This window comes from Streptomyces sp. NPDC093094, from assembly GCF_044754345.1.
Taxonomy (GTDB): domain Bacteria; phylum Actinomycetota; class Actinomycetes; order Streptomycetales; family Streptomycetaceae; genus Streptomyces.
The window spans coordinates 66,176-85,812 of record NZ_JBIVOX010000026.1; the positions used below are offsets into that span (position 1 = coordinate 66,176).

The following is a 19,637-nucleotide window of genomic DNA, read 5'->3' on the forward strand; positions in this document are numbered from 1 at the left end:
TGGGACTCAGGTAGTCAGCTGACGGAAGCAGATACGGAGGGCTGCTATGCCGACGAAGGCGAGGAAATGTTCGGCCTTGCGCTCGTAGCGCCGGTGGAGCCGTCGGCAGCCGGCCAGCCAGGACACGGTCCTCTCGACCACCCACCGGTGGCGGCCGAGCCGCTGCGAGGACTCGACGCCCCTGCGGGCGATGCGATGGCGAATACCACGGCTGCGAAGCCACCGACGCAGATGGTCGTAGTCGTAGCCCTTGTCTGCGTGCAACTTCGCCGGGCGCCGACGACGCGGGCCGCGGAGGGAGCGGATGGGCGGGATCCCGCGCACGAGCGGCTCCAGGCCCAGGCTGTCGTGCATGTTCGCACCGGAGATACCCAGGGACAGCGGCAGCCCGTTGCGATCGGTGATCAGGTGGATCTTCGATCCCAGCTTGCCGCGATCGGTCGGATTCGGTCCCGTCAAAGGCCCCGTTACCGTCTTCGTGGCCTCGCAATGAGGCTCCCGGCCTTCGGCCCCGGTATGACTTGAGCCCCCAGTCGAGATGATCGAAAAGGTGGTGTCGCCGGTGCCGGAGGCATTGGCAGACCGCTGATTAGAGGCACGAGCACCCCTTGGGCAGTCTCTTCGTAACGTGGATGCCGGCACGCTGATGCCGCAGGTGAGGCCGGGGAAAGTGCGAGCACGGGAGCGAAGGGCATGTCGGACGAGACTGGCGTCGACGTCTATCTGGGCCTGGACGTCGGCAAGGGGGTTCACCACGCCACCGCCGTGAACCGGGCGGGGAAGAAGGTGTTCGACAAACCGCTGCCCAACAGCGAACCGAAGCTGCGGGAGCTGTTCGACAAGCTTCAGGCCAAGCACGGAACGGTACTGGTGGTCGTCGACCAGCCGGCTTCCATCGGGGCCCTGCCGCTGGCGGTCGCCCGGGACTCGGGATGCCAGGTCGCCTACCTGCCCGGACTCACGATGCGGCGGATCGCCGATCTTTATCCTGGGGAGGCGAAAACCGACGCCCGCGACGCGTTCATCATCGCGGACGCGGCCAGAGCGATGCCCCATACCCTGAGGACGATCGATCCCGCGGACGAGACCGTTGCCGAGCTCTCGATGATCGCCGGGTTCGACGACGACCTGGCGGGCGAGTCCACCCGGATCGCCAACCGGCTTCGCGGCCTGCTCACCCAGATCCACCTGTCCCTGGAACGCGTCCTGGGCCCGCGGATCCAGCACCCGGCCGTGCTCAGACTGCTGGACCAGTTCGGCTCCCCGGCCCAGATCCGCAAGGCCGGACGCCGTCGCCTCTTGGCCCTGATACGTCCCAAGGCACCGCGGATGGCCGAGCGGCTGGTCGAGGACATCTTCACCGCACTCGATGAACAGACCGTCGTCGTCCCGGGCACCGACGCGGCCGCGCTGATCGTCCCCAGCCTTGCCAGTTCCCTCCGGTCCGTCCTTGACCAGCGCAGACTCCTTGCCGCCCGCATCGAGGAACTCCTGGAGGCCCACCCTCTTTCCCAGGTCCTGATCTCGATGCCCGGCATCGGGATCAGGACCGCCGCCCGCATCCTCATCGACGTCGGCGACGGTAGCGGCTTCGCCACCGCAGGCCACCTCGCCGCCTACGCCGGCCTCGCACCCGTGACCCGCAGTTCCGGCTCTTCCATCCGCGGCGAACACCCTTCCCGGCGCGGCAACAAACAGCTCAAACGGGCCTTCTACCTTGCCGCGTTCGCCTCGCTCTCCCAGCCCGAGTCACGCGCCTACTACGACCGCAAACGCCGCGAGGGGAAACACCACATCGCCGCCCTCGTCGCACTCGCCCGACGCCGTATCGACGTCTTGTTCGCCATGCTCCGCGACGGCACCTTCTACCAACCACCCACACCGGCTACGGCTTGACGAAAGCCATAGAGGCACGTTACGGAACTCCCATGCCGATCCCACGATTCCGGCGGGACGCGTGACCTCACACCCTGCCCGAAGCCGGCAGTCCTGAAGCGGGCCTCATGCCTGCCTCGGACACCGGACCGGATCCCGAAGCCGATCAAGTCGTTCTCGCCGAAGTCGCCTCGCCGCACCGGTACTTGATCGTCACTCTTCGATCGTACTGTCCCTGCCAAGTTTGCGGATCGGATTGCGGAGTGAGGAGAACCAGCCTGCGGAGCAGCACGGCAGCGCCTATCCGTGCCTCACGGATCCAGGCTGCGCTCGTATCACCCACATGCACCCGGCCAGACCGATTGATCCGCGCACCATGGCGTCAACCCACGCCGGCGAAATGCTGCCCCACGCGTTCCACCCCAGGCTCCAGAACGCGAGCGTACTCAGGACGCTTGCCACGGTGACCGCGCTTCCGTACTTGACCAGTGTCGTGCGGCTTCTGCCCAGCCAGGCTCCCAGGAGCGCAGCCGGGATCTGCACCGTCACATGGAAGCTCACGCATGCCGGCGGTACAGCCAGGAGGAGGACGAAGGGAGCGTCCGCGCTGGGATCGCCTGGCGGGGTCGCGTAGGCGGCATCCACCATCCACGACGGCGGCACGAAGAAGGTGAGCAGGAGTATGGCTCCGCTCAGATGCATAGCGGCAAGGTGCCGCAGTGCGACATGCGAACCCCCGACGCCTCGCCGCCTGGCAGCCGGACCACCGGTTCTCCCGCCCATTTTTCCCCTCCCGCCGCCATGTGCAGGCATGGGTCAGGGTAGTGAGGCGGTCGCGCCGCCCTCGCTCGGCGTACCACGTCCCGCGTGAGAGTCGTGCTGGAACACAGAGGGGTCACCGGCACTTGGACGAGGCTTGTCGTCGGGAGAGGGCCAGCCTGCGTCGCTCTCGGTCGATCTCGGTGACCACGACCGTGATCTCGTCGCCGACCTGGACGGCATGCGACGGAGTCTGCACAGGCGTCCAGGTACTCCCGGCGATGCTACGACAGACGGGCAAGACCGCCGACCGTGGTGCCGGAACCGGCTCAGGAGGCACTGGGCAAGACTGGTACGGCTGTGATGGCCCGCTCCGGCTCTATGCGCTGTGAGTTCACTGCGAACTCATTCAGCGACTGCTCTCTTATCGAAAGAGCTGGGCGTGGTCCGTCGGAGGTGTCAGACTTGCGGCATGAGCCATGAGGGGGCAGCGCAGCAACTCGCGCACTTTTACCCGGGGTGGATCTGGGGCGATCAGTCTGCAGGTCGAATGAAGAGCTTGCTTTTGTTCTTCGACGGGTTCGCATTGCTGCTGCCGGAAGAGCATTTCGACTCAGTGGTGGCTCGTGAGGTTCAGCTGGCGGCACCCCTGAGGCAGGTGGGGCTGCTGCGCAACCTGCCGCCCGGGGACTGGCTGGACAGGGACACGGCAGCGCATATCCGACGGGTGGCCGAGTATGTCCTGCCGCGCGACGCCCCGGTTGCCGGTAGACGCTCCTTCGATGGGGGGAGCCTTACCCTCGGGCACATGACCGGGGGCGCGATCAGCGCTGGGCACGTGGCCGGGGGAGGCCATGCCGAGGACCCGGACCGGATTGTGGAGCGGCTCCTGCGTTCGGGAGCAGTCACCCGGCGCCGCCCCGATCTCGGAGCTGACATGGTGGAAATGCCGGGGCACGTCCGTGCAGCTGTTCTCATGACCCTGGCTCTTGCTGCTCAGGCCAAGATCGAAGATCATCGGATCCATCTGGTCGGGGAGTACGCGCGCCCAGGCCGGGCGTCGGTGGTGGAAGGCATCATGCCTCGGCGGGTGCGGGACATGCTGCCCAAATCCAGAAGGGCGGGAGAGATTCTCCACCGGGACATTCTGGATGTCGGTGTCGACTTAACCCGGGTGCCGCTCGATGAGGTGCTGGACTACCGGCGGGAACACGGAGCCGAATACCGGAAATATGCTCAAGATCTCCGGCGCTTCGTGGCCGATCTCGAAGCTGCGGAACCGCATGACCGGCAAAGGATGATCGACGAGCGCGCGGACATGATCGCAGACCACGCTTCGGACCTTCGTCGCACCCGGCGAGCCTGGGGACGCCCTGTGGCCGCACTGGTGCTGGCCGGGGCAGGCGCAGCATGGACTCTGCATCAGGCCGATGACGCTCTGGGAGCGATCATCTCCCTGGCTGGGGCAATGGTAGGCGCTGCGCCACCGACTCGGCCCGAGACGCCCTTCACCTACCTGGTGGGGGCCAAGAAACTCGCCTGATCAGACTCTTCGACGTCTGTCTGGGTGGAGTGCGGCGATCTCTCAGGGGTTCTGTCCGCGTCTGGTGCGTCCACCGAAGGCAGACGCGCCCCGCCCTGGCCGGAGCAGCAGCGACCGCCTGCCATGCTGACGGTATGAACGCCCCCCCCCGCGGCTGACCACGACGATCACGAGGCATTCGACGACGTGATCGCGGACGACAGCACTGTGCCGTCCGTCGACGAGTACTGCCTGTCCACCCTCGTCCCTGCCGCCGAACGTGAACAGATGAGCCTGCCGCGGTCAGGAGGTACGGTCCAGCGCGTACTGCTGGAGGGCCTGCACGGCGGGGTTGGCGGTGTGGTGCTGGACGATGTGCTGGACGGATTGCCGGACCAGGTGGATGCAGCGGCTGGCGTCGGTGGCGAGAGCTGCGCCGAGTGCGGTGCGGGCGTCGTCGGCCGCGGCCTGTTCCAGGTCGGCCGGTGACATCCATGATGCCCATCCCGGGGTGGTGGCGGGTCGGGCCCGGTCGGGCTCTTTTTTCTGCGTCGGTCGGCGCGCGGTGGGTGGCGGGTGTGTCGCCCCTGGCGGCGAGGGCGCCGACGCGGCGCAGTTGCAGAAGTGCGCGGGCGGCGGGTGAGCGGGTGCGGGCCTGGGCTGTCTGCAGGAGGTGGATCGCGGTGGCGGGCAGGTCGAGCCAGGTGGCGAGGTAGACGAGGTCCGACAGGATGCCCGCGCCGAGGTCGTGGCCGGTGGCGGCGTGTGATGCGTGCAGGGCGGCGAGCCAGTGCTTTTGCGCAGCGGCGTGCTCGCCCTGGTCGAAGTGCAGCCATCCCGCGCACTGCCCGGCGGCGGCCGCGACCTGGAGCAGGCGGCGCTCGGTGGCCTGGTCGTAGGCGGCATGGACGATGAGCTGGATCGCGGTGCGCAGTAGGGAGCGGACGAGGCCGGTGCATTCCGGTGTGCTGGTGTTCGTCATGGCCCGCAGCTCGTCGGTGCCGGTCTCCAGCCAGGCCGGCAGGGTGGCGTCGACGCGTCGCCTTTGAGGGCGCCGGCCAGACGCTCCGGTTCGACGGGGCCCATTGGCGGGCGGCGCCGACGAGGGCGCCGGTGCTGATGGCGAGGAAGGCGCGTCGGCCGGGATGGTGCAGTGCCACCAGGACCTCCCCGAGGGCGGCACAGGTGCCGCGGGGACTGAAGTCGTGCGGGGTGTCGAAGGCGAGCAGCCACCACGGCCAGCCGATGCGGCAAGGGTCGTGGCGCATGGTCATTGGTTTGCGGAGTCGCTGTGGGCCGAGGCGAGTTCGATGCCGCGGATCCGGCGAAGCCAGCCGGCAAGCAGCCGCAGTGCGATTCCGCACCCGGCGCACCAGCCCCAGCCCTCGGTGACGAGGGCGTGGAAGCCGTCCGTGTGCTGGATGTACACGACCTGCGCGCCGACAGCCGACGCGATGAATCCGTGGGTCCGTGACTCCGTCGACAGCAGCCAGTCCGCAGGCATCCACAGCGGAGCAGCGAGGTCCCGCAGCCGCATACGGAGCGCTGCGCAGAGGAAGCCGATGGCATAGCGCATCCTGCGTCGCGGCGAGAGAACGATGCCGTTGCCGGGATCGCCGGCCAGGACTGCGGCCCACTCCTCCCGCAGGTGTGCCCTGCGCTCTCCGGCCACGAAGGAGGCGAAATCCAGGGTCCGGTGGTCGGCCCCGCGGCGTGCACGGTGCGGGCTCGCAGGGGCCCCGGGCCGCTCCTCCATGGTCTGCGGGGGATTGCGCAGTGCGGTGAGCAGCAGTCCGGCCGCGGCAACGAGGATCGCGACCGCGGTTACGCCCCCGAAGAGCCAGCCGCCGGCGACCGTGTCCTGGGCGACCGCCGACCCGGGGTCAAAGACCTTCCATATGTAGCCGACTGCCAGGAAGATCAGGGACGCTGTGCCGGCCAGGACCGGCACCAGGACCGCGGCAACGGCCACTGCTCCGGCGCCGGGGGCCTCGTCGGGGCGCTCGTCGGTGCTCACGCTGTGCCCCCTTTGCCTGCTGCTGGCAGCCCGAACAGGCGGGGCTTGCGCTGTCTGGCCTGATGGGCTGCGCGCTGACCGGCACCAGTGAGCTCGTAGTAGTACCGCTTCGGCCGCCCTGGGTGCTCACCCGTTTCCTCGGACCGGGTGGCCCATCCCGCGTCGACGAGGCGCTCGAGGATGGGATAGACGGTCCCGGACCCGAGGTCGGTCTCCTCGCAGATCTTCAGTCCCCAGGCGGGGTCGTCGGCAGTGGACGCCAGCAACACCTTGATCACCTCAAGTGTCGGGCGTGTAAGGCGAATTGGGGCCATGGCTCCAGTGGAGCACCGCGTCCACCATGTGTCGAGTACGAGATTTGGTCGGGCGGGGCGTGTGTCGGAGGTGTTCTGGGTTGGCTGACGTGAATGGGTGGAGTTATCGGTATGTCGGACCGGTCGAGCTGCAGGCTGCGGTCCGGCCGGGTGACGGCGGCCATCGCCATCGGCGTGCGGGTGCCTGCCGACAAGGTGCGGGTGTTCGGCCCGGTTTACAGCCGGTGGCGTCTGGTCTGCCGCACCTTCGAGGCTGTTCTGCTGCTCACCGAGCGCGGCTTCATCCTCGAAGCGGCCCCGATGATCCGCAACATCCTCAACCACGCGTACGCCTTCAACTGGCTCGTCGACAACGGAAATGCCGCTCTCGTCGCCCTGGTAGCCCGCGGCGACGAGGAGCGCGAGAGGCTGTGCAGGAAGCTTGAAGCGACCGGCTGGCCCAACGCGGCCGAGTTCCACGCCGCGATCGACCAGGCTGTCGCTCAGCAGTCGCCCCCGCCCGTTCGCACTTCGGCCGAACAGGCCCTACGCGACAAGCTCAAGCACGAGACTTCTGCCTGTCCGCGTCAGATGGCAGGCTGGACTGCACATACGCCCCTGGCCCTCCGGCTGAGCGGGGCCCATCTGGGGTGTGCGGCCGCGGCTCACTGACGGTCGCCGCTATCGCCCCGGTCACCTTCGAGATCGTTGACGCCGTCGATGCCGCGGTCGCCGAGTTCGCGGAGGCGGCCGACCGAGGTCTGCATGAATGCCTCGGCGCCCTTTTCCTCGGCGCCGGGCAGCTGCAGCACCCCTGTCCGGTGCCAGCCTGTTCGGCGAGCGGCGCCTTCAGCCAGTCGGCGAGCGCGGCCATCTTGGAGGACAGACGGACAAACGCATCGCCGACCTTGAAGCGCAGCTGATGTCGGTGACGACTGAGCCCGCGATGGAGGGGAGCAGCGCTAGCCGCGGACGGTCGCATCGCGACCACGGCCTGTTATTGCTGGGCTCTCCTCAACCAATAACGAGTTGGTGCGTGATGGCGGGTGAGGCGTCGTGCCAGGCAGGTGGCATGACCTGGATGTGGTGATCATGGTCAATCGGACAGTGCTGGCGCATCGGCTGTTCACGGGGATCTCTCGGCAACATCTCGCTTGTCTGGCTGAGGAGTTGGCCGCACCGTGGCAGGCCGGACTCGAGGGTCGGCGCCATGCTGCACGGGGAGGAGTCCGCAAGCGGGCCGCGGGTGCCGGCGCCCGCCACCAGCTGGTGTTCGTCGACCGGCTGGTGGCTGCGCTGATCCATCTGCGGTACGACCTGCCGCACTCGGTGCTCGGACTGTTGTTCGGCGTTGACCGGTCCACCATTACCCGTGCGATCGCAGAGATACGCACGCTCCTTGCCGAGCGGGGGTGCGCGGTCCCCGGCCGTCCCGGCCTGCGGCTACGGACGCTGACAGACGTGTTCGCCTACGCACAGGCCGAAGGCGTCGAGCTGCGGCTGGACGCCACCGAGATCCAGGTCCGTCGGCCGCCGGCCAGCCGCGGCGGACGCCGTGCTTTCGTCTCGGGCAAGAAGAAGCAGAACACGATGAAAGCCACCGTGATCGCCGACTGGCGGGGCCGCACGTTGTGGACCGATGCCCTGCGGCCCGGACGTATGCACGACGCCACGGCCGCCCGCAATGAAGGCATCGCCGTCTGCTTCCGGTACTTCCCCGAGGTCGAGGTCCTCTGATTCGGGCCGTGAGCCCTCAAAGAAGACTGACGTGTGCTGAAGCTCGCCGACGAGGACGAGGGCCCCCTTGATGATCATGGTTCAAGTCTCCTGCGGAGACCGCCTCCTACGTGATCGGGAGCCACCAGCTCCGTTCGAGACTGAGGGCCCCGCGGGTCGCTGGGGTCATGAACGGCTAATCGGATGTCGGGCCGTTGAGCCCTTCCGCTAGAGAGACGCATGCCCTGCACGGCACTGACCAGCTAGAACGCCGGAAGCAGACGAGAGAGCTGTAGGAAGTGAGAGTGTTTTGCGGCATCGACTGGGCCAGCGACCACCACGACATAGCCGTCGTGGACGAATCGGGTGCGCTCAAGGCCCGTGCCCGCATCGACGACAGCGTCGACGGCCTGTCCGCCAGGCGGGTGCGGGCGGAGTCCAGCTGATACTGCAGGAGCACGCCGCGGGCGATGCTCTCCACCAGGAAGGACTGCGCGACCGCATCCCCGTCCGGGCGGACGCTCCCGTCCGCGACACCCCGCCGGATGTCCTCCTCGATGCCGGTCCGTACGAGACTGAGATGCTCGGCCATCACGCCTTTCGCCCCGTCGGCGCTTCCGACCGCCTCGACGAGAAGCACCAGCAACACCCGCGCCCGCACCCCCGGCTCCGCCGGACGGGCGAAGAGCTGGTCCCGCTTGGCCAGCACGGCGTCGAGCCCGCTCATCCCCGCGTACCCGGGCTGCTCCCGGAGCCGGTCGAGGAACGTCTCACGGATATCGGCCACCACCGCTTCGACGAGCCCCGCCTTGGAAACGAAGTGGTAGTTGACCATGCCTCGGCTGCCTCCGGCACGCTCGCCGACCGTCTTCACCGTCAGCCCGCGGTAGCGCTGCGTTCAGGAGCCTGCGACGGGAGGCATCTCGCTGGTCGTCGCGCTTGTTCGGGGGCGGCGGGCCGCCACGGTCGGTTCGCTCATCGGAACTGCAGTATGCCACCGACGGTTCACCGCCCTGCCCTTCCCAGGTTGCCTCCAGCGCCGCTGCGTCCGCGGACTGCTGCCGCTCTACGCGGCCGCGTCGCCGCCTCCATCCGGCCATTCTCCGAGCCGGTCCCTGGACAGCCGTCGCACTGAATGGAACGCTCCCTACAGACCGTGGCCCTGTCGTCCGCGACGCAGCTCCGTCGGCCTGGGCCCAGCGCGTTCCTGGTACGAACCGCGCATCGCGCTTCCGCACGAAGTCCTCGCACGCCCATGCACGCCCATGTCTCTCGCCGAGAGGGGTGCACCCCCGTGAAAGTCACAGCGATCGCGGCCGCACGCGCAGCCGTCCTCCTCGCCGGTGCGGTGTCACCCGCCCCCCAGGGCACCGCCTGCGACATCGGCGCCTACGCGCACACGCCGTAACCCCGACCCCCCACCCCGGAGCGATCGATGAGAGCACCGAGCTTGCGCCACTTCCTGGCCCGTGCCACAGCCGCCGTCGCCGCCCTGCTGCTGTTACTGACCGTGCCCCCGCCTGCCGCCCACGCCCACTCCGGCCCCGACTCGCTGGTCGTGCGCACCGACCGGGGCTGGGTGCGGGGCGCGGCGGACCGCGACGGCGGTCGCGTCTTTGAGGGGATCCCGTTCGCCGCCCCGCCGACCGGTGAACTGCGCTGGCGCCCGCCGCGACCCGTGGCGCGGTGGTCCGGCGTACGGAACGCCACCGCGGCGGCCCACCCCTGTGCCCAACTGCCGCTCACGCTGCTGCCCGACGGCGGACCGGTCCTGCCCGGTGAGTCCAACCGCACCGGCAGCACCACGGAGGACTGCCTGTACCTCAACGTGTGGACGCCCGCCCCAACCGGCGGCCGCCCCCTGCCGGTGCTGGTGTGGCTGCACGGCGGAGGCAACGTCTACGGCGCGGGCAGCGACTACAACGCCTCGAGGCTGGCCGCGCACGGCATGGTCGTGGTGACGGTCAACTACCGCCTCGGGGCCTTGGGGTTCCTGGCCCACCCCGCCCTGTCGGCGCAGAGCACGGACCACGCCTCGGGCGACTACGGCCTGATGGACCAGCAGGCCGCACTGCACTGGGTGCGACGCAACATCGGCGCCTTCGGCGGCGACCGCGACCGGGTGACGCTGGGCGGCCAGTCCGCCGGGTCGGCCGACACCTGTCTGCATATCGCCTCGCCGACCGCGAAAGGCCTGTTCCACCGGGCGATCCAGCAGAGCGGAGCCTGCGCCGTGGACGGCGGTCTCACGCCCCTCACGCTCAACGCTGCTGAGCGCAAGGGAAGTGACTTCGCGGCCTCGGTCGGCTGCACCGACCCGACGGCGGCGGCGGGCTGCCTGCGTGCCGTGCCGACCACTGAGCTCATCCGCACCTCCGGAACAGGTGCCTCCTCCTTATGGGCCCCGAACACCGGTCCCCACGTCCTTCCCCGCCCTCCGCACACGGCATGGGCCGAGGGACATGCCAACGCCGTCCCGACGCTGAACGGCAGCACCCACGACGAATACCGGTACTTCACCGCGTTGTATGTGGACCTGCTCGGCGGCGGCCCGCTGACCCCGGACACGTACGCGGCCCTGATCAGGCTCCAGCACGGCAGCCGCGCGGCCGCGGTCCTCGACACCTACCCCGTCTCGGCGTATCCGTCCGCGAACCTGGCCTACTCCGCTGTCGGCACCGACCAGCGGTTCGCCTGCCCGGCACGGGCCGACGGCCGGCTGTACAGCAGCCGTGCACCTGTATACGCCTACGAGTTCGCCGACCCTGACGCACCACCCTTCATCCCCGCGCCGCACACACCGCAAGGCGCCTTCCACGCCTCCGAACTGACCTATCTCTTCCCCACGGACGGGGTGGCGCCCCTGACGCCCGCCCAGCGACGACTGTCCGCCACGATGACCGCCTACTGGGCCCGCTTCGTCGCCACCGGCGACCCCAACGCACCGGGAACTCCCCACTGGCCGCGCCACACCGCCGACGGCGACCGCGTTCAGGTGCTGGCGCCGGACCGCGTCGGACCCACCACCGGTTTCGCGGCCGACCACCACTGCGGCTTCTGGCAGCCCTCCCTCACTTCCCAGGGAGCCACGCGATGACTTCGACACTGGCCCTGGTCAGGGACGACCGCCGGACACTGCGGCAGGGCCCGGACGCGCTGGCCGGCCGGCAGCGGGAGCGTCTGGCCGCGATGGTCGACTTCGCCCGGGCCAACTCCCCGTACTACCGCGAGCTGTACCGCACCCTGCCCGCGCGTGTCGAGGACCCCGCCCTGCTTCCGGTGACGTGCAAGCAGACCCTGATGGCCCGCTTCGACGACTGGGTCACCGACCCCGAGGTGACCGTCGACCGCGTACGGGCCTTCGTCGCCGACCCCCGGCAGGTCGGAGAACGCTTCCTGGGCCGATACCTGGTGTCCACCACGTCCGGAACCACCGGCCACCGCGGGCTGTTCCTCCTCGACGACCGCGCGGCGGCGGTCGTCAGGGCCCTGTCGCTGCGGGCCGCCCGGCGCACTCTCACCCCTTCCGTGACGGCCCGGTTGCTGGCACGCCGCGGGCGGACCACGCACATCGTGGCCACCAGCGGTCATCTGGCCGCCTACGCCGTGATCGCCCGGTCCCGCGCCGCCGGCCGCTTGCACGCGCGAGGCAGCCGGGTGCTGTCGGCGCACAGCCCGCTGCCCGACCTCGTCGCCCAACTCAACAGCTGCCGACCGGCGTTGCTGTCCGGCTACGCCACCGTGATCGCCCTGCTCGCGGGCGAGCAGCTGGCCGGTCGGCTCCACATCGCCCCGGTCGTGGTGTCCCTACTGGCCGAGGGCCTCAGCGAAGGCGACCGCAGGAAGATCAGGTCCGCCTTCGGCACCCACGTGGTCGACACCTACGGCTGCAATGAGAGCCTCGCCCTGGCATACGGCTGTGCGTTCGGATGGCTCCACGTCCACAGCGACTGGCTGATCCTGGAGCCCGTCGAGGCCGACCACCAGCCCACCCCGCCCGGTCAGGAGTCCTTCACCGTGCTCCTGACCAGCCTGTACCGGTGGGCGCAGCCGATCCTGCGCTACGACCTCGGCGACAGCATCCTGCTGCGCCCGGATCCGTGCCCCTGCGGGGACCCGCTCCCCGCGATCAGGGTCCGCGGCCGCGCGGCCGACCTGCTGTCCTTCCCCCGCCGGGACGGCGGCACCGCCCGCATTGTGCCCATGGCCTTCGAGACTCTCCTGGAGAGCATTCCGGACATCGACCTGTTCCAGGTCGTCCAGACGGCACCCGCCCGTGTCCGCGTACGGATCCGATCCGCCGCAGGCGCCGATCGGGGCCGGCAGTGGACGGCCGTGCACAAGGCGATGGGCGCCCTGCTCACCGCCCACGGCGCGGACCAGGTGAGCGTCGAGCGCGCCGACGAGCCACCCGAACAGTCTCCGGGCGGCAAGTACCGGGTCGTCATTCCCTGGTCGTGACGCCACGCGGAGGGGCGTCCTCGCCCGGGACGCCCCCCACCGGCAGGCCGTGATGGGCCGCCAACGCCAGCAACGCCACGCGCAGCGGCCTGGTCTCCAGGACCGCACCCGGCTCGAACCAACGGGCCACGGCGGTCCCGCTCGCCACCCTCAGAGTGAAGCGCGCCAACTCGTCCGCCACCTCCGGGCGGTCACGCAGGGCGAAGACGGAGCTCACCGCATCGCGGGCCCAGTCCACCAGCGCATCACGGTAGTGACGCACCTCGGCCACGGCCGCCGCACTCGCGTCCTGCTGCACCATACCCAGCCCCAACAGCAGCTTCACGCCGCGCGGCTGACGCCGGAAGGCATCCTCGACCTCCGCGAGAAAGGCGTCCAGACGCCGCACGACGTCGGCGCCCGGCATCTCGGCCGGAGGCAGAGCCTCCAGCAGCGCGGTCCTGGCTCGCTCCAGCACTGCCACGTAGACCCCGTCCTTGCTGCCGAAGTGCCAGTAGATCGAACTGACCGGCAGACCGCACGCGGCGGAGATCATCGAGATGGACGTGGCGGCGTAACCATGGCGCGCCATCAGGTCGCCGGCGGTCTGCAGAATCGCTTCACGGGACCGCGCTCCGCGGTCCGGGGCCGGTGCCTGCGTCATGGGGCCGACTCTAGAGGAAACCGGCCGGCGGAGCCTCGAAAAGAAGGGGCGGTCCCCGGCCGGGCTCAGGAACGGCCGGGGCAAGTGATCAGGAGGTGGGGGACTGCTCGCCGAGGAGGGCCGTGCGGAGGGCAGAGTGCAGGCGGGGCGTGTTCGTCGCGCCGGAGACGCTGCAGGAGACGTGGAACTTCCGGCCGATCAGCGTGGCCACCCTTGATGCGGTCCAGACCTGGTCCTCCACCCAGCCGTGCGCGGCCGGGCCGTGCTCCAGATAAGCGGCCGGCTTGTCCGGACACCGTGGGGAAAGACGGCACCGCGATCCGCTCGGGCCGAGCGAGGCCAGCGCCTCACGGCCACCGCCCTGCCACAACCGGCGCCACTGGTACACGGACTTCACACTCACCCGCAGCAGCCCGGCCACCTCCGTCGGCCTGACCTGCTGCTCGAACAGCTCGGCCGCCTGCATCCGCACCGACTCCCGGCGCAGCCGTCCCGCAGGAGTCAGCCCGCCCCCATCCGCATGTCTCACACCACACGGATACAGCCACTCACCCACGTCCATCAGGGACTTCACAAGCATTCACCCCGACGAGCCGAAGTCGGTAACGCGGCGCTGTCAGGACGGGCGGTGGGCGGCTGATGGTCCCGGCAGCTGTCAGACCTGTATGTATCCGCCGGGCAGGGTGTCGAGCCGTAGTTCTGGTGTCCGGTCGCCGATGACATGGGCTGACAGGTGCTCGATGTCGTCCGCGTCGATCTCGGCTGCCCAGACGGTCAGTTCGCTGCCCAGGGTCCGCCGTCACCCTTGCGGGCACCGCACTCCCGGACGATACCTGTGCCAGCCCCTGGGCCGGCTGCCGCTCCCGTCATGACAGCGCGCTGCGCTCGGCTGCCTCTGTGGGCGTCGCGTTCTTGGCGTAGTTGAAGATTGCTTGCATCACAACAATCTGGGACACAGGCCCCGTCCTTCCCCCACATCACCAACAGGCCCGCGCGTGGCTCCTGCCCTTCTTCATCCCCTGGTCGAGGCCGGCCGGCCCTGGCGGATCTCGGCGAGCTCGGCGTTGAACTGGGCTCCGGCGATCAGGGCGAGGTTGGATAGCCACAGCCAGACGAGGAAGACGACGATGCCTGCGAGGGAGCCGTAGAGACGGTCGTAGGTGCCCGCGTAGTTGGCGGTGTACAGGGTGAAGCCGGCGGATGCCAGGAGCCACAGGACGACGGCGAGCATGCCCCCCACGGCCCGGTGGCGCAGGCCGTAGGCCGCGACCTGGCCGGAGTGGAACAGCACCAGGACCATGACGGTGGCCAGACACGCCAGCAACGGCCACTTGAGGATGTTCCACGCCGCGACGCCGACGGCGTCCACTCCCAGAATCCTGCCTGCGGCCCGGGCGGCGTCGCCCGTGAGGACCAGGGCCAGCACGCTGGACACGAGCAGGGTCAGCAGCGTGAGCGCGGTGATGATGGTGAGCGGGGCTTTCTTCCAGAGCGGGCGGCGGTCTGTGACACCGTTCATCGCATGCAGAGCACGTCGGAAGACACTCAGATAGCTGGAGGCCGACCACAACGCCCCGACGGTGGCGAAGGTGGCCAGCAGCCGGGCCGGAGTCTCCTGTTGGGACATGCTCTTCAGCGCGCCCAGCACGGCGGGACGTGCCTGCCCCGGGACGACGGCGGCCACCTGGGCGACGACCTGTCCGCCTCCCGGGCGACCGGCGATTCCGAGCAGCGAAAGCGCCACCAGCAGGGTGGGAAAGAGGGTGAGCACCGCGTAATAGGTCAGCGCGGCGGCCCAGTCCGTCGCGTCCTCCCGCCACAAGGCCGCCGGCGTCCTGCGCAGGGCAGACCACCAGTCGCGCCGACCGCGCACGGCCGCGCGGCCCGAGTGGGAAGCCGTAGGGGTCACCGGCTGGCCGGCGGTCACGCGTTGTCCCGTCGAAGGTCACGAGGGAAATGTTGGTGCCGCACGTCTACGCGCTCCCTGGCCAGAGTCCGGAGCCGGCTCGGGTTGTCTGCCCTTCCGGTGTCTACCTGCTTGCGTGTGCCCGCGCTGCGCGGGCACATGCGTTCGTCCTACCGCTAGCAGGACTCCGTCAGGTCCTCTCGCCGGGGCTGTTCGGGAGTATGCCGGGTTGGATGGACGCACATGAAGTGAACCGTGTTCGGGCGGTGTTGGCGTTGTACGTCGCTGACGTGTTCGCGTCGGTGTCGCGGAAGGACCAGCGGGCCAAGGGTGACTGCTGTCTGAGCGGACTGATGCTGGACGGCCGCCGCAAGTCCGTTCAGGCCATGGCCTCGCGATTACCGGACGGCAACGAGCAGAACCTGCAGCAGTTCGTGAACCAGTCCATGTGGGATCCGGTGCCGGTGCAGCGCCGGATCTGTGAGCGGATGCTGCCGCTGATCAATCCGGTGGCCTGGGTGATCGACGACGTGTCGGTGCCCAAGGACGGCCGACATGCGGCCCGGGTGGCTCCGCAGTACTGCAAAGCCTTGGGAGAATGGAGTACTAGGCGATCCGGGCGTACGGCGCCGACACCGTCTCCCGACCGGCGGAGCGGGCGCGGGCGGCGGCCACGGCGGTCCGGGAGCGTGCCGGACGGTGCCGCAGTGGGCGGATCCGGCGGCCCGGTGGCGTGCGGCCCGGCGGGTGCGTCAGGCGCTCTCGTGGGGCCTACAGATAGTCCTCCAGGCGGGCCACGGTGAAGCCCTGTTCCTGGATGTGCCGCAGCAGGTTCGCCGTCATCTCGGTGATCGTCGTGCCTTTGAGCTCGGAGGGGCCTCGGAAGTGGGCCAGGATGATGTCGCCCGGGTGGAGCTTCTGGTCGCCGCGCTGGTACTGCATGTTCTTGATCTGCATGGACTCGCGCCACAGGACGATCGCCTCGATGCCGCACGTTGCCGCGGCGGCCCGGGTGTTCTCGTTCCAGTTGCCGTAGGGCGGACGGAACAGCCGGGGCGCGGTGCCGTAGAGGTCCTTCAGCTTCTCCTGCTGGCCGCAGATCTCCTGCCGCTGGGCGTCGGCGCTCAGGGTGGGAAGGTTCGGATGCGTGAGCGTGTGGTTCTGGACGCCGTCGCCGAGGCCCTGGAACTGCTTGAAGTAGCCGTAGTCGGTTCGGATGGCGGAGTCCGTGAGGAACATCGTGAAGGGGATCCTCAGCTCCCGCATCATCGTCACGAACTCCGGGTCCTTCTCGGCGCCGTCGTCGAACGTGAGGAAGACGATCTTCTCCTCGGTGGGTATCTCGCTGATCACCGGCACCCCGCCTCCGGCCGCCTTCCGGCTCGTCGGCTTTGTCGTCGGTGGAGAGGGCGGGGCCGCCAGAGGCTTGATGCCCCACTTGCGGTAGGCCGCCTTGGCCGCAGCCTGTGCGCCGGCCGCCTCGCGGGAAGGCTGTGCGGCCGACGCGGAGGGGCGCGCGGTGACGGAAGGGGAGTCGGAGTCCGCGCGTGACTCGGGCGTGCAGCCTGTCGCCACGCCCGCCATGAGAAGAAGACAGGCGAGCGCCGTGCCCCTGATCCGCCAGTCCACCGCGTGCCACCCCATGTCCGTCCGTACGTCTCGTTGTGTTCGCCTTGCTTGATGGCGAACAGATGTCCGAGGTTCCAGTTCGGACCGCCGTGGTGCGGTGGAGGGCGCCGGTCGACCTGTCGCGCGCTTCGTCCTGGCCGCAGCCGTCAGGTCGGTGCACACTTCCCGCCTACGGCCGTGGGAGCATTGCCGGCCCGGCTGCGCGAGGACGAGAGACGCGAACAGCCCTGGAGGTCAGGGAGCCGGGCAGGCAACGGGTCCGCTCCGGCGAGGGCTGCAGGCTCCGCGCTCCACCCCATGGCGGCCCGGGGTCCGTCCGGGAGCGACGCGCTGCCGCCGAGGGCGTTTCACGGATGTGGCCGGACGTCGCCGACAGGGCAAGGTTCGGACCCAGCCCGCGTGAGACGGAGATCACGGACCTCATCGCGTCCGGCATGAGCAGTCATCGGGTCGCCGCTACCTGCTTCATCGCGGAGAAGACCGTCAAGAATCACGTCAACCGCATTTTTGCCGAACTGCGCTGCACTGGGCGCGCCGAGGCCGTGGCGAAGTGGCTGGGCACGGCCTCGGGGCGGACGGCACGACGGCCGGACGGCGTGTGACGGCAGCGGGTGTCGGCCACCACTCCGCGGTCGGCACGCTCGTGGAACGCTCCACTCGCTTCTCGATGCTCGTCCACCAGCTGTCCTCGGCCGCCGGGAACACGACGGTTCGCTTCTGCGGTCCCGGCAGTCCCTGGCCACGCGGCTCCGACGAGAACACGAACGGTCTGCCGCGGCAGTACCTCCCCGAACGCACCGGCCTGGCCGTCGCCCGTCGCCCGTCGGTCCACGTCACGGGGACGGGGGGGCAGGGCTCTCGGACGGCCGTCGGACACAGGCAGACCGGCGATGACCTCGTCGCCGGAGGAGTCCGCCGTCGGCGTGAAGCCGAGAGAGGTGTACAGCCTCTCGGCCGCGGTGTTGTCCGGGTGGTACGACAGACGGAGCTCTTGGCACCCCTCACGTCGGGCCAGCCAGTCGACGAGGGTTCGCACCGCTGCCCGGCCGACTCCCTTGCCCTGCTCGGTGCCGTCGATCAGCATGCCCCCGAGCCAGTAGGAACCGTCTTCGTCACGACCCCACATGATGTGACCCGCCACCGTGTCGTCCGAGCAGACCGCCATCGAGTGCCAGACGCCTTCCCGTGACGACAGCAGCAGGTAGCGAGCTGCCAGCGCGGGCACGTAGCGGCGCCGGCTGTCCAGCGGAGCGACGTCCGCGACGGCACGCCAGTTGTCGTCGTCCACCTCATGCAGGACGACACGTCGCCCCGCTCTGTCATGAAGCCCCAGGGTGATCATGGGGATCAGCGTATGAACCGAACGGTTTGACTGGTCTGTCGTCCAGGGCGGTGTACAACACATCTGATGTCCACCGTCGAGACAGGGAACGGTATGAGGGGTGTTGAGCGGCTGGCGCGGGATGCAGGGCTGGCCGGCCCGCGCCGCTACCAGGTCGACTGGGAGCGTGCCGAGGCGAGCGTGGGTTGTCGGCTTTTGTCGGACTGCAAGGAGTACGTGTACTGGTTCGGGCCGGGAGGATTCGACGACTACCTGATCGTCTGCGTGCCCGGCGTCGAGAACAGCAGTATCGAGCTGGCTGCCCATCTGGCCCAGGCGCACCGTGGTGCGCACGTCCGCACGCAGGTCGGATCACCCGCGCCGTCGCCGACGACCGCGACGGTCTTGCCGGGGCCGGCCTCGGCGGCGACGAGCGTGCCGTCGGCGTGGGGGATGCCCCGACGAGGACCGGCTCAAGCTCCTCGCCGGCCGGGCGGCCAGCTCCGATCAACCCGGCCGACACCGGCACGACGGCACTCGCCGGTCCCGCTGAACGGCGGCGCACTTGCCCGCCGCCTGCATCCCTTGCGCGGGGTGGGGGTGAAGCAAAGGGCAAGACGAGGGACGGCGGAGGAGAGATCGTGGACAGCACTGCACCGGCCGGTGATCACCGATGACGAAGTGGGCGCCCCGGCACGACGGCGGACGGCCCTCGGGGAGGCATTGTTCCCACACCTGGACGGCCGAACCGGCGCCGCTGAGTGAGACATGCACGACGTGCGCGGCACGCGAACGTGCGCCGGCCGACCTGCTGCTCTGCCTGACCTGCGGCCATGTGGGCTGCAGCGACAGCTCTCCCGGCGCTCACGCGACGACGCACTTCGACTCCAGCGGCCACCCGGTGGCCCGCGCCCTGGCCCGCGGCCAGGAGTGGGCCTGGTGCTACGAGGACGAGGTGTACCTGGATCCGCTGTCGGAACAACCCGTGCCGCATTCCGCCCCACGGCCGCCCGAGTCCGTCTGGGACTACCCGCGCCCGCCCGCCGTACGGGAGGACGACCGCGTCGTGCGGGTCGAGTGCGCGGGCCAGGTGGTGGCGGAGACCCGGAAGTCCTTCCGGGTACTGGAGACCAGTCATCCGCCGGTGTTCTACATCCCTCCGGCGGACGTCCGTACGGAGCTGCTGATCCCGGCGCTCTCGGGCCGGACCCGGTGCGAGTGGAAGGGCTCGGCCCGGTACTGGGACGTCGTCGTGGGAGACGACGTACGCGCCGACGCCGCCTGGAGCTATCCCCGTCCCGAACCCGGCTTCACGGCCCTCAAGGACTGCTTCGCCTTCTACCCGAGCCGCATGGACCGCTGCACGGTCGCCGGAGAGGACGTCACGGCGCAGGAGGGCGACTTCTACGGCGGCTGGATCACCTCAGAGGTGCGCGGGCCGTTCAAGGGCGGGCCGGGCACCCTGCTGTGGTGAGGCCGAGCCGCCGCTCGGCCT

19 protein-coding genes and 5 pseudogenes are annotated in these 19,637 nt (G+C 69.5%); 12 read left to right on the forward strand and 12 right to left on the reverse strand.

Features of this window, described 5'->3' with window-relative positions:
- Positions 1–6 precede the first annotated feature (6 nt).
- A complete protein-coding gene (locus ACIQGV_RS35760; RefSeq protein WP_402502654.1) occupies positions 7–756 on the reverse strand; it encodes an IS5 family transposase in 750 nt (249 codons plus the stop codon).
- Here ACIQGV_RS35760 and ACIQGV_RS35765 point away from each other — a divergent pair.
- Complete coding sequence (locus ACIQGV_RS35765; RefSeq protein WP_402502657.1) at positions 694–1,896, forward strand: IS110 family transposase; 1,203 nt, start codon at positions 694–696, stop codon at positions 1,894–1,896. The genes ACIQGV_RS35760 and ACIQGV_RS35765 overlap by 63 nt on opposite strands.
- Before the next feature lie 874 nt (positions 1,897–2,770).
- On the opposite strand, the gene ACIQGV_RS35770 is transcribed toward ACIQGV_RS35765, so the two are convergent.
- Positions 2,771–2,893, reverse strand: coding sequence for a S1 RNA-binding domain-containing protein (locus tag ACIQGV_RS35770; protein WP_402502659.1), 123 nt, complete (start codon positions 2,891–2,893; stop codon positions 2,771–2,773).
- A 213-nt stretch (positions 2,894–3,106) separates the two neighbouring features.
- Between ACIQGV_RS35770 and ACIQGV_RS35775 the strand changes: the two genes are divergently transcribed.
- Positions 3,107–4,177: a hypothetical protein gene (locus ACIQGV_RS35775; protein WP_402502661.1), complete on the forward strand. Its 1,071-nt coding sequence runs from the start codon at positions 3,107–3,109 to the stop codon at positions 4,175–4,177.
- 282 nt (positions 4,178–4,459) lie between these two features.
- On the opposite strand, the gene ACIQGV_RS35780 is transcribed toward ACIQGV_RS35775, so the two are convergent.
- On the reverse strand, positions 4,460–4,648 hold the full coding sequence (locus ACIQGV_RS35780; protein ID WP_402502664.1) for a hypothetical protein: 189 nt from the start codon (positions 4,646–4,648) through the stop codon (positions 4,460–4,462).
- Between the two features lie 280 nt (positions 4,649–4,928).
- Between ACIQGV_RS35780 and ACIQGV_RS35785 the strand changes: the two genes are divergently transcribed.
- Positions 4,929–5,093 (forward strand): hypothetical protein, encoded by a 165-nt coding sequence (locus ACIQGV_RS35785; RefSeq protein WP_402502666.1) that lies wholly within the window; start codon positions 4,929–4,931, stop codon positions 5,091–5,093.
- 333 nt (positions 5,094–5,426) lie between these two features.
- Here the strand turns inward: ACIQGV_RS35785 and ACIQGV_RS35790 are convergent, their stop codons facing one another.
- Positions 5,427–6,173, reverse strand: coding sequence for a hypothetical protein (locus tag ACIQGV_RS35790; protein ID WP_402502669.1), 747 nt, complete (start codon positions 6,171–6,173; stop codon positions 5,427–5,429).
- A complete protein-coding gene (locus tag ACIQGV_RS35795) occupies positions 6,170–6,451 on the reverse strand; it encodes a PadR family transcriptional regulator (protein ID WP_402502671.1) in 282 nt (93 codons plus the stop codon). Before ACIQGV_RS35795 ends, ACIQGV_RS35790 begins: the two co-directional genes overlap by 4 nt.
- 186 nt (positions 6,452–6,637) lie before the next feature.
- On the opposite strand from ACIQGV_RS35795, the gene ACIQGV_RS35800 reads away from it, so the two are divergent.
- On the forward strand, positions 6,638–7,138 hold the full coding sequence (locus ACIQGV_RS35800; RefSeq protein WP_402502674.1) for a hypothetical protein: 501 nt from the start codon (positions 6,638–6,640) through the stop codon (positions 7,136–7,138).
- On the opposite strand, the gene ACIQGV_RS35805 is transcribed toward ACIQGV_RS35800, so the two are convergent.
- Positions 7,132–7,278 carry a hypothetical protein gene (locus ACIQGV_RS35805; RefSeq protein WP_402502676.1) on the reverse strand — a complete coding sequence of 49 codons (147 nt, stop codon included), beginning with the start codon at positions 7,276–7,278 and terminating at the stop codon, positions 7,132–7,134. The genes ACIQGV_RS35800 and ACIQGV_RS35805 overlap by 7 nt on opposite strands.
- 280 nt (positions 7,279–7,558) lie before the next feature.
- Between ACIQGV_RS35805 and ACIQGV_RS35810 the strand changes: the two are divergent.
- Positions 7,559–8,200 (forward strand): annotated as a pseudogene (locus ACIQGV_RS35810) (transposase family protein); the annotation flags it as partial.
- Positions 8,201–8,378: 178 nt separating this feature from the next.
- Here ACIQGV_RS35810 and ACIQGV_RS35815 read toward each other — a convergent pair.
- Complete coding sequence (locus ACIQGV_RS35815; RefSeq protein WP_402502737.1) at positions 8,379–9,017, reverse strand: hypothetical protein; 639 nt, start codon at positions 9,015–9,017, stop codon at positions 8,379–8,381.
- A gap of 600 nt (positions 9,018–9,617) precedes the next feature.
- On the opposite strand from ACIQGV_RS35815, the gene ACIQGV_RS35820 reads away from it, so the two are divergent.
- Positions 9,618–11,279: a carboxylesterase/lipase family protein gene (locus ACIQGV_RS35820; protein ID WP_402502679.1), complete on the forward strand. Its 1,662-nt coding sequence runs from the start codon at positions 9,618–9,620 to the stop codon at positions 11,277–11,279.
- On the forward strand, positions 11,276–12,643 hold the full coding sequence (locus tag ACIQGV_RS35825) for a phenylacetate--CoA ligase family protein (protein WP_402502681.1): 1,368 nt from the start codon (positions 11,276–11,278) through the stop codon (positions 12,641–12,643). The genes ACIQGV_RS35820 and ACIQGV_RS35825 overlap by 4 nt, the downstream gene beginning before the upstream one ends.
- Here the strand turns inward: ACIQGV_RS35825 and ACIQGV_RS35830 are convergent.
- From ACIQGV_RS35830 to ACIQGV_RS35840, 3 genes are all read right to left on the reverse strand, one after another.
- Positions 12,627–13,286 carry a TetR/AcrR family transcriptional regulator gene (locus ACIQGV_RS35830; RefSeq protein WP_402502683.1) on the reverse strand — a complete coding sequence of 220 codons (660 nt, stop codon included), beginning with the start codon at positions 13,284–13,286 and terminating at the stop codon, positions 12,627–12,629. The two genes, ACIQGV_RS35825 and ACIQGV_RS35830, sit on opposite strands and share 17 nt — an antisense overlap.
- 88 nt (positions 13,287–13,374) lie before the next feature.
- On the reverse strand, positions 13,375–13,815 hold the full coding sequence (locus tag ACIQGV_RS35835; protein WP_402502686.1) for a transposase: 441 nt from the start codon (positions 13,813–13,815) through the stop codon (positions 13,375–13,377).
- Between the two features lie 483 nt (positions 13,816–14,298).
- Positions 14,299–15,213 (reverse strand): YihY/virulence factor BrkB family protein, encoded by a 915-nt coding sequence (locus tag ACIQGV_RS35840; RefSeq protein ID WP_402502689.1) that lies wholly within the window; start codon positions 15,211–15,213, stop codon positions 14,299–14,301.
- A 212-nt stretch (positions 15,214–15,425) separates the two neighbouring features.
- Here ACIQGV_RS35840 and ACIQGV_RS35845 point away from each other — a divergent pair.
- A pseudogene (locus ACIQGV_RS35845) lies at positions 15,426–15,792 on the forward strand (transposase); the annotation flags it as partial.
- Positions 15,793–15,963: 171 nt separating this feature from the next.
- Here ACIQGV_RS35845 and ACIQGV_RS35850 read toward each other — a convergent pair.
- Entirely contained in the window at positions 15,964–16,836 is an 873-nt protein-coding gene (locus tag ACIQGV_RS35850; protein ID WP_402502691.1) for a polysaccharide deacetylase family protein, read from the reverse strand.
- 419 nt (positions 16,837–17,255) lie between these two features.
- On the opposite strand from ACIQGV_RS35850, the gene ACIQGV_RS35855 reads away from it, so the two are divergent.
- Positions 17,256–17,423, forward strand: a complete 168-nt coding sequence (locus ACIQGV_RS35855) for a LuxR C-terminal-related transcriptional regulator (protein WP_402502693.1) — start codon at positions 17,256–17,258, stop codon at positions 17,421–17,423.
- Between the two features lie 107 nt (positions 17,424–17,530).
- Positions 17,531–17,632, forward strand: a pseudogene (locus tag ACIQGV_RS35860) (IS30 family transposase); the annotation flags it as partial.
- Positions 17,633–17,701: 69 nt separating this feature from the next.
- Here ACIQGV_RS35860 and ACIQGV_RS35865 read toward each other — a convergent pair.
- Positions 17,702–18,163 (reverse strand): annotated as a pseudogene (locus tag ACIQGV_RS35865) (GNAT family N-acetyltransferase); the annotation flags it as partial.
- A 652-nt stretch (positions 18,164–18,815) separates the two neighbouring features.
- On the opposite strand from ACIQGV_RS35865, the pseudogene ACIQGV_RS35870 reads away from it, so the two are divergent.
- Positions 18,816–19,100 (forward strand): annotated as a pseudogene (locus ACIQGV_RS35870) (UBP-type zinc finger domain-containing protein); the annotation flags it as partial.
- Entirely contained in the window at positions 19,098–19,616 is a 519-nt protein-coding gene (locus tag ACIQGV_RS35875; protein WP_402502725.1) for a DUF427 domain-containing protein, read from the forward strand. The pseudogene ACIQGV_RS35870 and the gene ACIQGV_RS35875, both read left to right, overlap by 3 nt.
- Positions 19,617–19,637: the final 21 nt, after the last annotated feature.

Excerpts from the sequence above, each read along its gene's own strand:
- ACIQGV_RS35765 (WP_402502657.1), top strand. The coding sequence starts at position 694 with ATGTCGGACGAGACTGGCGTCGACGTCTATCTGGGCCTGGACGTCGGC.
- ACIQGV_RS35775 (WP_402502661.1), top strand. The coding sequence starts at position 3,107 with ATGAGCCATGAGGGGGCAGCGCAGCAACTCGCGCACTTTTACCCGGGG.
- ACIQGV_RS35780 (WP_402502664.1), bottom strand. The coding sequence starts at position 4,648 with ATGTCACCGGCCGACCTGGAACAGGCCGCGGCCGACGACGCCCGCACC.
- ACIQGV_RS35815 (WP_402502737.1), bottom strand. The coding sequence starts at position 9,017 with ATGGTCAACTACCACTTCGTTTCCAAGGCGGGGCTCGTCGAAGCGGTG.
- ACIQGV_RS35820 (WP_402502679.1), top strand. The coding sequence starts at position 9,618 with ATGAGAGCACCGAGCTTGCGCCACTTCCTGGCCCGTGCCACAGCCGCC.
- ACIQGV_RS35825 (WP_402502681.1), top strand. The coding sequence starts at position 11,276 with ATGACTTCGACACTGGCCCTGGTCAGGGACGACCGCCGGACACTGCGG.
- ACIQGV_RS35830 (WP_402502683.1), bottom strand. The coding sequence starts at position 13,286 with ATGACGCAGGCACCGGCCCCGGACCGCGGAGCGCGGTCCCGTGAAGCG.
- ACIQGV_RS35850 (WP_402502691.1), bottom strand. The coding sequence starts at position 16,836 with ATGGGGTGGCACGCGGTGGACTGGCGGATCAGGGGCACGGCGCTCGCC.
- ACIQGV_RS35855 (WP_402502693.1), top strand. The coding sequence starts at position 17,256 with ATGAGCAGTCATCGGGTCGCCGCTACCTGCTTCATCGCGGAGAAGACC.